Here is a 13309-nt window from a genome sequence, read left to right on the forward strand (position 1 = left end):
AGGTCCTCGACGCTCAACTTCGCGTCGCCCTCGAACTCGAACGCCGTCCACTCCTCGCGGGTCTCCTCGGCCGTCTCGCCCGCGACCGTCGTCGAGCCCGTTTCGTCCGCTTCGTACGTGGAATCTGTCATGGATGGTGTGGGTCGGGAGCCACGGCCGCTCCGACGTTGTGACTTGCCAGCGACCACGGCGGGAGGGGTAATAGAACCAGTGACTCGCGCAGTCCTGGGCGACTACCGGAGGAACGGGACGTGCCGCCAGAGCTTGAGGCCGGCCGCGAGGACCTTCGCCTCGAGGTCGGTGGGGCCGGTGACGGGGTCGAACGGGAGGGTCTTCGAGGTCGAGATGGCTTTCTTCTCGGTGAACCGGACGACGCCGTCCTCGCCGTGCCGGCGACCGAGTCCGGAGTCCTTCATGCCACCCATCGGGGCGTCGTGAGCGGCCCACGAGGTGACGTACCCGTCGTTGATGGAGATCGTGCCGGCGTCGATGTCCCGTGCGATGGCGCGAGCGACGTCGACGTCGCCGGAGAGGATGCACGCGTGCAGGCCGTAGTCGGTGTCGTTGGCCTTCCGGACGGCTTCGGCGTCGCTCGAGACGGGTTCCATCCCGACGACGGGCCCGAACGTCTCCTCGCACGCGGCGGTCGCGTCGTCGGGGAGGTCCGTGAGGACCGTGGGTGCGTAGAAGTACGGGCCGACGTCCGGGAGCGCCTCGCCTCCGGTCTCGACGGTGGCGCCGCGGTCGCGAGCGTCCGCGACGTGGGTCTCGACGCGTTCCAACTGGGAGTCGGAGATGAGCGAGCCGACGGGGACGCCGTACGCGTACTCGGCCCCGGGTTCGAGCGCGGCGACGGCGTCGACGAACCGCCGGGAGAACTCGTCGTAGACGTCCTCGTGGACGTAGAGTCGCTCGGCGCTGATGCAGAGCTGGCCGGCGTTCGTGTAGCACGCACCGATGGCTCGGTCGACCGCGGTGTCGACGTCGACGTCCGGACGGACGTAGACGGGGTTCTTTCCGCCGAGTTCGAGCGAGCAGTCGACGAGCTCCTCGCCGGCTTTCGCCGCGATCTTCCGGCCGACGGCGGTGCTCCCGGTGAACGAGACGTAGTCGACGCGCTCGATGAGCGGGTCGCCGAGCGTCGCGCCGTCGCCGGTGACGACCTGGAAGGCGTCGTGGGGAAGCCCGGCTTCGCGGAGGAGCGCGACCGTTGCGAGCGCCGTGTACGGCGTCTCCTCGGCGGGTTTCAGGACGACGCTGTTCCCGGCGAGGAGCGCGGGGAGCGCGTCGCCGACGGCGAGCGTGAGGGGGTAGTTCCAGGGGGCGACGATGCCGACGACGCCGACGGGGTCGTAGTGGACGCGAGCGGTGGAGAGCAAGGGAAGGGCCGCGCGACGGCGTTCGCTCGCGAGCTGGTCGGCGACGCGCGTCGCGTAGTACCGCGACGTCATCGCGACGTCCATGACCTCCTCGTAGGCGTCGCCGCGGGCCTTCCCGGTCTCGAGTTGCATGAGGTCCAGGAGTTCCTCGCGGCGGTCGAGGACGAGGTCGTGGAAGCGCTCGAGGACGTCGGTGCGCGCGTCGAACCCGCGGTCGGCCCACCGGGACTGGGCTGCGTCCGCGTCAGCGACAGCCGTCGCGACGTCGTCGGGCGTCGATTCCGGAGCAGTGCAGAAGGCGTCGCCGGTGTACGGCGCGACGACCTCGCGGTCACCGCCGTCGTCGCTGGCGGTGACGAGGTCGTTCCAGTGGTCGAAGTCCCGTGGCGTCAATCGCGCGGGCAGCGAACTGGCGTCCGGCAACTCTGGCATGCCTCCACGTGCGAACCGAACCGCCCTAACGGCACCGGTCGGCGCACCCCCGAGATCGACTCAGTCGGCCTTGTCGTTGCCGTCGACGTCTCGCATCCGGTCGCCGTAATCCCACGCGTACGCTCGCTCGACGTCGACGGTGACGTGCACCTCGTCGCGTTCGTCGCGCAACAGCCACTTCGCGAGGCTGGAGTCGCGGTCGCCGAGGTAGTCCTCGACGAGCGTCCGCAGGAGCGCCTTGTCCTCGTCGGGTTCGAGCGTCGCGGTCCCCTGGCCGCGGACGCCGCGGTACGGCGGGTGGTTCGTCGACACCTCGAACGCGACCTCGGGGTCGGCTTCGAGGTACTCGACGACGCGCGCGGACGCCGACGTCGCGAGGTGGAGGGTGGCGTCGTCGGGGTCGTACCCGTACCACAGCGAGAGCATCCAGAGGCCGCCACGCGGCGTGCGCGTCGCGACGCGGACGGGGATGGGGTTGTCGTCGAGGAACGTGTCCATCCAGTCGCGGTCGGGGTCGCCCCGGAGCCGTACCGTCATCGGACGATGGTGACGGGGACGGGTGCGCGTCGGACGACGCCTTCGGCGACGCTGCCGAGGAGGACGCGCGTCACGCCCGAGCGACCGTGGCTCCCCATGACGATGTGGTCGACGTCGTTGTCCTCCGCGTAGTCGTTGATCGCTCGCGTCGGGCGGCCGACGACGGACTCGGTCTCGAGGTTCGCGCCGGCGTCACCGGCTTTCTCGCGGGCGTCCTCGAACAGTCGCTCGGACGCGGCTTGCTCGCTCTCGAACCACTCCTCCCAGAACCCGGGGAGGGTGCCGTCGACGGGACTGGAGTAGCCGGCGTCGACGAGGTCGATGACGTGCAGGAGCGTGATGGTGGCGTCGGGGTACTGGTCGAGTGCGTGTTCGAACGCGTGCTCGGAGCCTTTGGACTCGTCGTACGGAACGAGGACGTGCATGCGTGAACGTGCGCTGGGTGACCGGATAAAGGTGTGTGGCGGTTGTCGTGACGTGGTCACGGTGACCGATCAGACGTCGGCGTCGAGCGCGTGGACGACGCCGTGGACGTCGCGTTCGAGCGTCGGACTCGCCCAGTCCTCGCGGAGCGTCGAGACCAGTTCGGACCGGTCAGTGACGTCGGGCGACGCGAGGGCGTCTTCGACGGCGTCGACCCACTCGGGGAGCAGTTCGGCGTACGCGTCGAGCGCATCCATGGCGTCCTCGCGGACGCCGAAGTGCCCGTAGCAGAGCGCGGTCGGGTCGCGTTCGCGGAGGCGGTCGATGGTGTCGAGGGAGACCTCGAGGTCGAAGTCGGGCGCGGGCGTCGTCGGGAGGAGTGCCCCACCGTAGTGCATGCCGGCGGCGTCGCCGACGAACAGCGCCCCCGAGGCGGGGTCGGCGAGCGCGACCTGGTGGGGGGCGTGTCCTGGTGCGTCGATCACGTCGAGTGCGCGGTCGCCGGCCGGGATGGTGTCGCCGTCGGTGACGGCGACCGTGCGGTCGTCGTCGACGACGGTCGGGGAGCCGTACTGGTCTGCGATCTCGTCGCCGACCGCGCGTCGCGCGCTCGCCGCGAGTCGCTCCAGGCGCTCCGGGTCGGTGAGGTACGGAAGACCGCGTTCGTGCACGTACACGGTCGCGGCCGGGAACCGCGCGGCGAGGTCGCCGACCGCGCCGGCGTGGTCGAGGTGGACGTGCGTGGGGACGATGGCCGCGAGGTCCTGTGCGCCGACGCCGCGTTCGTGGAGTGCGGCCTCGACGACGTCTACGGCGGGTGCTGCGCCCGCGTCGACGAGCACGGGCTCGGGCGCTTCGAGCAGGAACGCGGAGTGTGCCCCGGGCGTCCCGAGCAGTTCGGTGTCGACGACGGTGACGTCAGCGAGCGAGTTGGAAGGCACGGTGATGGGCCGTGCTATGCTCGTCGTGCGCTTGAACGCTCGGGTTGCGACCGCGAGCCGGAGATGAGCGGTCGCTGTGGCGTGGGACGGTCGAGAGGAGCGGGTTCGAGTCGCACGCCCGATGCGTCGGCGTCGGTGGCCGTTCAGATGTGGCCTTCGTCCTTGAGGTTCTCGATGACGTCGTCGACGAAGGACTCGACGTCGTCGTACGGGAAGTCGCCGCCGGGGAGCTTCGTCTGGAGTTCCATGGCTGTCATGGAGAAGTCGCCGGACTCGAAGCGGGTGCCCGGGCCGTTCGGGAGCGCCGGGACGAGGTCCATCGGGCTCGAGATCGGGTAGTCGGCGCCACCGAATGCATCTTCCATCTGTTCGCGAAGGTCTTGCTCGTCTGCCATAACGACTCCACCTTCACGGGGATAAATAGTAAATCTTTGGGTAGTTGGTTGCCGCTGGGAGTGGCTGGGCAACCACTGGACGCGGCGTCGGTCGCGGACCGCCTCGATTACACCGGGATTCGTCTCGGCGTTCGTCGCCCACTTTCAAGTAGGTACGGACGTCGGAGCCACGTGGTCGACGGATCAGAGCGGTCGCCCCGTCGTCGATTCCGTGGACTACGGCGTGAGGCCGTTCCGAAGCGTGAATCTGGACGAGCCGCTGGTCGGAATCGCACGTAGGTGGGGTGACGAACCGCCTCGGTCCGTCACGGTGTGTAGCTACGTCGTCATCCCGTCGCCGTGGGCTCGACGGCGACCTCGTGCACGGCCTCGATGCCGGTGCCGTCCTCGAGCGTGGCGCGAGCCTCGTCGTCGTCGACGGCCTCGGTGACGACGAGCGTCGCGGTGACCTCGACGTCGACCTCGAGCGCGTTCAGGCCGGGCGTGATGCCGGTGACGCGGTCTATCTCGACGCCGTCGAGCGCGTCGAGGCGTCGGAGGACCGTGCGCGCGCCGGTGGTCATGTCGCCGTCGGCGCCGTGGGGGACGCGGACGGTGAGGTGAGCTGTCGTCTCGAATCGGTGCCTGATGGTTTGGGCGACCATAGGCGCCCGTCGCGAGTCGAACGCGCACGACCCGAGTGGGTCGCGGGATGCCGGATAATCCACGGGCGCGGCGTGAGTGGGGGCTTGCATCAGCGGGCTTCGGACCACGGGAGTCCGGCGGCCTCCAGGCCGCCGGTTCCCCGTCAGCTGTCAGCGCGGCCGTTGCGGGTCGGCGTCCCACCCTGCACGGGACGACGGCGCCGCGGCTGATTGTTCGGTGGCGTTGCGACTGTTCGACCCCGGTTCGAGCCCGGGTGCGTGCGACCGCATCGAGCGTCGATGCGACCGCGTTCGGTCGTGCGAGCGGCCGTTCCGCGGTTCGAGGGACGGCGGACCGCGTGCTCGGTGGTGAGTCGGAGCGTGACGAGGAACGCGACGGAGCCTGGCCGTCGACGACGAAGTGGCCGAGAAGAACTCTCGGTCCGAGGCGTCGGCGACGGACGTGGCGTCGCCTCGACGGTGTCAGCGTCGAGCCGGGCTCACGTCACGATCTTCGTCACGTGGCGCCGACGAGAACGGACCGAGCGAAGGAGCGACCCCGTTGGTTCGCCCGCACATCGGACCACTGCTCGTCGGCGCCGTCGACCGGGGAGGCATAGTCACCTTCCCCGGTGACGGCGTTGCCACTCACACCGCGAGTGGTCGCCGACTTCATGTGGTCGATGTACATGGTTGGTGTCGCTCTGGACGCCGACTGAGGGGTCGGCGTCACAGGGTATTCCAACAAAAATGACCGAATGACAAAAAACTATGGGACGGATGCTAACGTGGCTCGTGGTTCGGGTTCGGGGTTCGTTTCGAGCGCTGAACCGAAGCGGGAGTTTAGGACGTGAGGCGGCGTTCGTCTGGACGAATGGAGCGACGAGATGAGGCGCGGAACGGTGGCGGCGCGGTCGCTGGAACCCGCGCGAGCGCCGTGACCGTCGGCATCGTGTTCCTGGGGCTCGCCATCGTCACCGCGCTCCTGGCCGGGTCGTTCTGGGTGGTCGCGACCGAAGGCGGGGAGTCGGGTGACCCGGCGAAGGTCGGCATCTCCGCGAGTCGCTGCACGGTCACCACGGACGATGAGACGACGGGCATCGGGACGGTGACGGTTTCGGTCCGGTACACGGGGAACGGGAGCGTCGACCTCTCGGACGCCACGGTCCGGTACGGCGACGAGACGACGACCGCAACCCTCGCCGTCGGCGCGAACGCGTCCGCGACGACCGCTCGCCTCGTGAACGACACCGGTGCGTTCGACGGGAGCATCGTCGAAGGCGAGACGCTGACGCTCGTGGTCCCCGTCGAGACGGTTCGTGGCGCGCCGCTGGAATCCGGGATGCGTGCCTCCATGGAGCTCGTGGTGGACGGCGGCACGGTCGACGGGGCGAGCGTTCGCGCACCGAACGGACTCAGCGAGGACCAGTCCTACGTCGGTTGTTGACGTGGCATCGCGGCGACAACGCTTTTCGTGATGCATCCGTAAGCAGTCTCCATGACTAACTGGTCCGCGGGCGTCGACGGGGACGGCGGCCGCGGGCAAGCGACCGTGGACGACCACGGAGACGTGGCCGCGACCGACCACGGAATCGGTGTGGGGCGCGACCGCGGAAGGACGACGTTCGCTGGCATGGACGACCGCGGGCAGGTCGGTATCGGTATCATCGTGATGTTCGTCGCGATGATCATCGTCTCCGCCATCGCGGCTGGCGTCATCGTGAACATGGCGGGCATGATGGGAGATCGTGCGGCCGACGCCGGCGAGGAAGCGGTCGGGCAGGTCGTCGGCGGCGTCCAGGTCCAGGACCGGACGTGTACCGTGAGCGCGAACCCGGCGGGCGTCGACGAGGCGTGGGTGCACGTGCGGTTGCGCCCGGGTGGAACGATGGTGAACATGGCGAACACGACGGTCCTGTACACGGACGGGGACGTGCACGCGGAACTCAGTCTCGACAACGAGACGGCTAACGCGTCGCGGTACACGCTCGTGGACGACGGCGAGCACGTCCGCGAGCTGACGAACACGTCGCGGATGGTGCGGATGACGTTAGACGTCGCGGAGATACGCGGGGCGCGACTGAACGGGACGCGCGCCCCATTGGAGAACGGCGGGGAGGCGACGATCACGGTGGCGACGCCCCAGGGGGCGGTGACGAAGGTGCGACTACAGCCGACGGGTATCGCGGCGTCGCAGTCGTACTCGAAGTGCTGACCGAGCGGCCGGTCGCGTTCGGTCGGTTCCGCGGTCGCAGGGCGGACCGCGGGGCGTTTTCCGTGCGCGGTCGTAACGATTCCGTATGAACGCGCCTGACGAGACGACCGCGGAGTCGAACGTGTACGGCGACGCGCTCGCGTCGTGTGGAACGGACCCCGAGACGGGCGTGCAGCGCGACGGCGTCTGTCACGACCTCCCGGAACGAGACCCGGGTCGCCACGAGGTGTGCGCCGTGATGACCGAGCGGTTCCTGGAGTTCACCGAGGTCATGGGGAACGACCTCCGGACGCCACGCCCCGAGTTGTCGTTCCCGGGGCTGGAACCCGGTGACCGATGGTGCGTGTGCTTGCCGCGCTGGCTGGAGGCGCTCGAGGCGCGTGCTGCGCCGCCGGTCGTCCTCGAAGCGACGAACGAGTCGGTGCTCGACGAGGTCAGCCTGGAGACGCTCGAAGCGAACGCCCACGACGAGGAGTGAACGCGCACGACGGAGAGTGAACGTGGACCGGGCACTGCGCGCTCGGGGTCCGGGACCGAAGCGTTCACGCCGTCGGCGCACGCGACTGCTGGTATGCCGACCGTCGACGCGCTCGTGACCTATCCCGTGAAGTCCCTGGACCCGATGCCGGTGGCGACCGCCGACCTCGTCGGCGGCCGCCTCCGGTACGACCGCGAGTTCGCGCTGTTCGACGACGACCGCGAGCTCGTGAACGCGACGCGCGAACCCGCCCTCCACCGCGTCCGCAGTTCCTACGACCCGGAGACGCGCACGCTCACCGTCCGCGAACACGGCGACGCGCCCGAGGACGCGGTGTCGTTCGCGCTCGACAGCGAACGCGGCGACGCGAACGCGTGGTTCAGCGACGTCCTCGACTATCCGGTGGCGCTCGTCCGGGACGCCGGCGGCGGGTTCGTCGACCGCGACTACGCGAAGGGCCCAGCGGTCATCTCCACGGGGACGCTCGAGACCATCGGCGAGTGGTTCGACCTCGACCCGGAGAACGTCCGACGGCGCTTCCGCGCGAACGTCGTCGTCGACGCCGAGCCGTTCTGGGAGGACCACCTCTGGGCGGGCGAGGACGAGGTGGTGGCGTTCCGAATCGGTGACGTCGAGTTCGAGGGCGTCGGGTGCTGTGCGCGTTGCGTCGTCCCGAGCCGCGACCCCGACACCGCCGAGACCATCGAGGACTTCCAGGCGCGATTCGTCGAGAACCGCGAGGCGACGATGCCGGAGTGGGCGAACGCGGACGCGCTCGACCACTACTACCAGGTGATGGCGCTCAGTCGCGTCCACGAGTCCGAGGACGGCGGGGAACTCGCCGTCGGCGACGAACTCGAGGTCCTCGGGACGCGACCGCGCGAGGACGCCGTGGAGGCCTGAGCGCGAGAGCACACGACGGACGACCGGGCTCGGGTAGCGGGAGATGGCGTGACGGACGACCGGACTCGGGTAGCGGGAGATGGCGCGACCGCACGGCTTACGGCCCCCGGCCGGGTACGAGTGGCTGAGACGAACTCGTGCGAGTGCTGCACTACGCTGACGTGGAGGCTGGACTGGACAACCCGGAGCGTGCGGGCCGGCTCGCGACCGTCCTCCGGGAGGAGGGTGGCGAGGACCCTATCGTCACCGACGGTGGGGATACGCTCGCGCCGGGCGTGCTGGCGTTGTCGACGAAGGGCAAGCACGCGCTGGCGTTCCAGGACGCGGTGTCGCCGGCGGTGGCGACGTTCGGGAATCACGACTTCGACCACGGGCGGACGGCGGCCCGCGAGGTGACGTGGGAGTCGCCGGCGCGGTACGTGACGGGGAATGTCATGGAGGGCGGGCAGCCGTTCGGGGACGCAGCGCCGTGGACGATCGTCGACCGGGCGGACGGCGCGCTCGGCGTGGTCGGTGTCACGGACCCTGACGCTTCGGTGCCCGACTCGCTCGCGGTCGAGGACCCCGTGCGTGCGGTGCGAACCGCGGTCGCGGAGCTGCGCGACCACGGCGTCAGGGCGGTGCTCGTGCTCGCGCACGCTGGCGACGACGTCGTTCGGACGCTCGCGCGCCAGCAGGGCGTCGACGCTATCGCGGCCGGGCACGTCCATCGCGTCGGCCGCGAGCGCATCTCGGGTACGCCCATCGTCCGGCCGGGCGTGAACGGCGAGGTGGTGTGGGAGCTCGACTTCGACGGGGAGCGGGTGACGACCGACGACCACGACGTCGAGCGTGCGGTGGTCGACGAGTCGGTCGCGGAGATTCTGCAGGCCGAACGGTACCGCGTCGGCCTCGAGGACACCGTCGGGTACCTCGACGAGCCGCTCGTCCGCGACAGGGCGAAGCGTCTCGTCGGCCGGGAGCGGGCGGGGTCGCTGGTCGCGACCGCGTACAGGGAGGGTGCGAGCGCGGACGTGGGCGTCCTCGATACGCTCGCGATACGCGAGGGGCCGCGGTTGTCGGGGACGGTGTCGCGCGGTGACGTCGTCGGACTCGTCCCGTTCGCGGCACCGCTGTGCCGCATCGAGGTGTCTGGTCGGACGCTCTCGCGGTTGCTGCGGGAGAGCGTGGTGACGGACGACCGCGCGGCCGGCGGGCCGGGCGCGTACGCGTGCTGGCTGCAGGTCGCGGGTGCGACGCTCCGGGTGGCGGGCGACGGCACCGTCGAGTCGGTTCGCGTCGACGGCGAGCCCATCGACGGGAGCCGGAACTACGTCGTCGGGACGAACACGTACGTCCTGAGCAGTGACGAGTTCCCCGCGGTCGACCGCAGCCATCTGCTCGCGCAGGGCGAGGACCAGTACGAGGCGGTCGTCGCACTGTTCGAGGCGGGACGCGTCGCGGGTATCCCCGAGGGCTTCGTCGATTCGGTGTAACTCGCCGGTAACACCAGCGAGTCAGTTCGCATCCTCAGCGACGCTGCGCGCCACGAGTACGGAGTACCGCACGCCCCGGTTCGTCAGTAGTCGCCGTCGGCGACGATGCGCGTGAAGTTCGCGTACACGCGACCGACGTTCACGTCGGCGAAGGAGTGCTCGCCGTCGCTCCACCCGTAGTCCGCGTCCAGCCGCTCGCGGTGCGCGGCGGTGAACTCGGGGTGGAACTGCGTGCTCCACAGCGGCGCCGACTCGTGCCGGGTCGCGAACGCTTCGTAGTAGTCCGTGGTCGCGATGACGTCCAGCTCGGGCGCGGGCTCGACGACCTTGTCGCCGTGCACCGCGGGGACGACCGGCGCGACGCCCTCGAAGAGCGGGTCGTCCGCGAACTCGACGTCGACGAGGCGCGCGGTCGTCTCGTCCGCCTCGACGCGACCGCCGAGCGCTTCGTTGACGAGCTGGTGCCCGAAGCAGACCGCGAGCGTCGGGATCTCCTGTTCGACGAGCGTCTCGACGAGCGCCATCTGCGAGTGCATCCACGGGTACTCGTCGGCCTCGTAGACGCCTGCGGTACTCCCCGTGAGGACGACCGCATCCAGTTCCCGGAGGTCGGGGCGTTCGCCGGCGGCGTAGTCGAGTTCGACCGCGTCGGGGATGGACGCGGCGAGCGCGTCGCAGTGGTACGCGTGCGCTGGGTCGACCTCGTTCCGGCAGACGACGACGCGTGGCGATGCCATTGCGGTCCCTTTGGAGCGCGCCACGAAAGGGATACCGGCGGGAACGCGAGTGGCCGGTCGGCGCTGACAGGTGTCACGCCCTGGGGAGCGTGACGAGGACGCGCGTCCCGTCGTCGGTCGCGTCGAACGCGACGTCCCCGCCGAGGGTGCTGACGCCCCAGTTCACGACGAAGAGGCCGAGGCCGCTGCCGTGTTCCAGGGACGATTCGCGAGCGTCCAGGACGTCGAGTTCGTGGTCGGGGATGCCCGGGCCCGAGTCGGTGATCTCGAACGTGACCGTGCCGCCGTCCGCCGCGGACGGAACGGTGCCGTCCCCGTCGGGGTCACCGGCGATTTCGTCCCCGCGGTTGCTGACGGCGACGGAGACGCGCGGGTCGGCGTCGTCGTGCACGACGCCGTTCTCGACGAGGTTCTCGAAGACGACGCGGAGGACGTCCGGGTCCGCCGTCACCCGACAGTCCCGGGGGACGTCGACATCGACGGTCGCCGCGGGATGCCGGCGCATGACGTCGTCGCGGACGGCTTCGAGGACGGCGTGCGCGTCGACGACCGCGTCGGCCTCGACGGACGCGGACATCGTCGCTTCGACCTCGCGAGCGCGTTCGCCGAGCGCGGACAGTTCGCGGGTCTGGTCGGCCGCGGTCTCGAGGAGGTCGGCGACCGCCGGGTCGTCGCTTGCTTCGGCGGCCGCGTTGACGTTCCCGAGGACGACGGTGAGGTCGTTCCGGAGGTTGTGTCGGAGGACGCGATTGAGGACGCCGACGCGTTGTTCGCGGCGGCGTTCGGCGGTGACGTCCTGGAGGACGACGGTGTACCCGACGACGCCGCCGGCGCCGTCGTCGAGCGGGTTCCGGGTGCGAGCGTACGTCCGCGCGCCCGTGTCGTCGGGGATGCGGACGTGGTCGCCGTCGAACCCGTCGTCGACCGGTTCGAGGTGCCTCGCGAGGTCGGTCGCGAGGACCGCGGTCTCGTCGACGCCGAGCGCGTCGACGGCGGCGGCGTTCAGGCGAACGATGCGGTCGTCCGGGTCGACGACGACGACGGGATTCCCGAGGTCCTCGACCGCGGCGCGTTCGGCGCGCCGGCGGGTCGCGGGCGGGAACTCGAACATGTCCTCGCCGAACAGCGCGTACAGGTCGAGGACGAGGTGCGGGAAGAACGCGATGGCGGTGAGGTTCAGTGGATAGAGCGGGCCGAGTTCGAGGAGCCACGCGAGGAACGCGACCGTCGGCGGGAGTGGCGTGACGGCGATGGCGAGCGCGTGCTTGCGGTAGAGGGGACCGTAGCTGACGACGGTGTCGATGAGGAGGACGACGCCGAGCGTGGCGAACGAGACGACCGCGAGGAACTCGAAGACGACGAACGCGGAGTGCGTGTACTCGAGGACGAGCACGCCGCCGTACTCGACGAGTTCCAGGTTCGTCGGTCCGAACTCGTGGAACGGGTACGTGACGACGACGAGGGATCCGAGCGACTGGAGGGCGACGATCGCCTGGAACGGTCGTGATTGGACGTACCGGGCGCGACCGGTGTAGACGAGCGCGAACCCGAGGTAGGCGACGCCGATCCAGATGGCGGCGAGCCAGTAGAGGACGAGTAGCGGGGTCCGGAGTGGGCTGTCGCCGAGCAGGAGGCCGACGCCGTAGGCGGCACAGAAGAGGGTCTGTGCGGCGATGACGCCCTGGAACCACGTCAGTCCCGGCCGCTCGGGGAGCCGGCGGAGGTACGCGAGCAGGCCGAGGTTCGCCGCGCCGACGACGACGGACGTCCACGCGACGACGAGCCCGAATTGCACGTTCGAAGAGACGTACGGGCGGACCGAATTAAACAGGTTGCGGCAGGAGACGGTCGTCTCGACCGGTCGCCCGGTCGGGCGAGAGCACGCGCGCCTCGTTCAGTCGTGGTGGTGGACCCAGTCCGAGAGGGCGACGAACGCGGTTTCCCCACAACTCCCGCACTCGTCGGGTGCCTCGAACCTATGCTCGGCGGTGTCGACGTGTATCGGCGTGCCGGCGTGCGCGACCTGACAGTGCTCGCAGACGTACATCGTGACTGATTCGGGAACGTGTGCCATGCTGTCCCAATTGTCGGCGTCCGTGATAGTCGTACCGGGGATGGACGCGAGCGACGCACCGGTCCGAGGTCACGCACCGATCGATACCTGCCGCGGTCCGAGGTCGCGCACCGGTCGCGAGGCACCCGCGCAGTTCGACGTTCCGCGTTCAGCCACGGAGGACCGTCCCGAACCCCGCCGCGCCGATGCAGAAGGACACGAGCGCGCCGATCCCCGTGAGCGTGAGGACGCCGTTGAGGGCGGCGGCGACGACGAGCGCGACCACCCAGTCGTCGTCCACGTCGACGAAGCGGTCGGCGATGGCGAGGTACCCGACGACCGCGCCGACGACCCAGGCCAGGTAGAGCACGAACCCGAGGAGGAGCGCGAGCGGGATGCCGAGGACGGTCAAGAACAGGACGACCACGGCGAACATGACGACGAGGAGCGCCACGACCCCGTACGCGAACGAGCCGATGGGGTTACGGGCAACGTCACGCATCCGCGAGCGCGTCCAGTCGGGGGCGAGCACGAGCAGGACCGCGCCGACGATGAGCGTCGAGAGGAAGGTCCCGACCGCACCACCACCGAGTCCGACTGTCGGGTCGACGCCGACTGGGTCGAATCGACCGCCAGCCTGGAGTATCGTGGAAGAGAGTACTGCGAGAGTATCCATAGCTCAATCACGAGCGGCGACGAGAAAAGCCTACCCGAACGG

At 69.8% G+C, this 13309-nt stretch carries 15 protein-coding genes; 5 read left to right on the forward strand and 10 right to left on the reverse strand.

What is annotated here, in order from left to right; translation table 11 throughout:
* Positions 1–233 precede the first annotated feature (233 nt).
* The 6 genes from LI336_RS08360 to LI336_RS08385 all read right to left on the reverse strand — a co-directional run bounded on the left by LI336_RS08360 (position 234) and on the right by LI336_RS08385 (position 4751).
* Positions 234–1811, reverse strand: coding sequence for a succinic semialdehyde dehydrogenase (locus LI336_RS08360; protein WP_227132667.1), 1578 nt, complete (start codon positions 1809–1811; stop codon positions 234–236).
* A gap of 60 nt (positions 1812–1871) precedes the next feature.
* A complete protein-coding gene (locus LI336_RS08365) occupies positions 1872–2348 on the reverse strand; it encodes a pyridoxamine 5'-phosphate oxidase family protein (protein WP_227132668.1) in 477 nt (158 codons plus the stop codon).
* Positions 2345–2773: a universal stress protein gene (locus LI336_RS08370; RefSeq protein WP_227132669.1), complete on the reverse strand. Its 429-nt coding sequence runs from the start codon at positions 2771–2773 to the stop codon at positions 2345–2347. The genes LI336_RS08365 and LI336_RS08370 overlap by 4 nt, the downstream gene beginning before the upstream one ends.
* A 69-nt stretch (positions 2774–2842) precedes the next feature.
* Positions 2843–3712: an MBL fold metallo-hydrolase gene (locus LI336_RS08375; RefSeq protein WP_227132670.1), complete on the reverse strand. Its 870-nt coding sequence runs from the start codon at positions 3710–3712 to the stop codon at positions 2843–2845.
* Between the two features lie 143 nt (positions 3713–3855).
* Entirely contained in the window at positions 3856–4107 is a 252-nt protein-coding gene (locus LI336_RS08380; RefSeq protein ID WP_166041777.1) for an MTH865 family protein, read from the reverse strand.
* Positions 4108–4433: 326 nt separating this feature from the next.
* Positions 4434–4751 carry a hypothetical protein gene (locus tag LI336_RS08385; RefSeq protein WP_227132671.1) on the reverse strand — a complete coding sequence of 106 codons (318 nt, stop codon included), beginning with the start codon at positions 4749–4751 and terminating at the stop codon, positions 4434–4436.
* Positions 4752–5604: 853 nt separating this feature from the next.
* Between LI336_RS08385 and LI336_RS08390 the strand changes: the two genes are divergently transcribed.
* The 5 genes from LI336_RS08390 to LI336_RS08410 all read left to right on the forward strand — a co-directional run bounded on the left by LI336_RS08390 (position 5605) and on the right by LI336_RS08410 (position 9801).
* Complete coding sequence (locus LI336_RS08390) at positions 5605–6177, forward strand: hypothetical protein (protein ID WP_227132672.1); 573 nt, start codon at positions 5605–5607, stop codon at positions 6175–6177.
* 51 nt (positions 6178–6228) lie between these two features.
* Positions 6229–6945, forward strand: a complete 717-nt coding sequence (locus LI336_RS08395) for a hypothetical protein (protein WP_227132673.1) — start codon at positions 6229–6231, stop codon at positions 6943–6945.
* 85 nt (positions 6946–7030) lie between these two features.
* Positions 7031–7423 carry a DUF2237 family protein gene (locus LI336_RS08400; RefSeq protein ID WP_227132674.1) on the forward strand — a complete coding sequence of 131 codons (393 nt, stop codon included), beginning with the start codon at positions 7031–7033 and terminating at the stop codon, positions 7421–7423.
* Positions 7424–7516: 93 nt separating this feature from the next.
* On the forward strand, positions 7517–8326 hold the full coding sequence (locus tag LI336_RS08405) for an MOSC domain-containing protein (protein ID WP_227132675.1): 810 nt from the start codon (positions 7517–7519) through the stop codon (positions 8324–8326).
* 137 nt (positions 8327–8463) lie between these two features.
* The gene (locus LI336_RS08410) at positions 8464–9801 is read left to right on the forward strand and encodes a bifunctional metallophosphatase/5'-nucleotidase (protein WP_227132676.1); all 1338 of its coding nucleotides are present in this window, start codon (positions 8464–8466) and stop codon (positions 9799–9801) included.
* Between the two features lie 83 nt (positions 9802–9884).
* On the opposite strand, the gene LI336_RS08415 is transcribed toward LI336_RS08410, so the two are convergent.
* The 4 genes from LI336_RS08415 to LI336_RS08430 all read right to left on the reverse strand — a co-directional run bounded on the left by LI336_RS08415 (position 9885) and on the right by LI336_RS08430 (position 13267).
* Positions 9885–10538, reverse strand: coding sequence for a type 1 glutamine amidotransferase (locus LI336_RS08415; RefSeq protein ID WP_227132677.1), 654 nt, complete (start codon positions 10536–10538; stop codon positions 9885–9887).
* 73 nt (positions 10539–10611) lie between these two features.
* Complete coding sequence (locus tag LI336_RS08420; protein ID WP_227132678.1) at positions 10612–12333, reverse strand: sensor histidine kinase; 1722 nt, start codon at positions 12331–12333, stop codon at positions 10612–10614.
* Positions 12334–12432: 99 nt separating this feature from the next.
* Positions 12433–12612, reverse strand: a complete 180-nt coding sequence (locus tag LI336_RS08425) for a hypothetical protein (RefSeq protein WP_227132679.1) — start codon at positions 12610–12612, stop codon at positions 12433–12435.
* A 148-nt stretch (positions 12613–12760) separates the two neighbouring features.
* Positions 12761–13267 carry a DUF8173 domain-containing protein gene (locus LI336_RS08430; protein WP_227132680.1) on the reverse strand — a complete coding sequence of 169 codons (507 nt, stop codon included), beginning with the start codon at positions 13265–13267 and terminating at the stop codon, positions 12761–12763.
* Between the last annotated feature and the right edge of the window lie 42 nt (positions 13268–13309).

This window comes from Halorubellus salinus (assembly GCF_020567525.1).
GTDB lineage: Archaea > Halobacteriota > Halobacteria > Halobacteriales > Natrialbaceae > Halorubellus > Halorubellus salinus.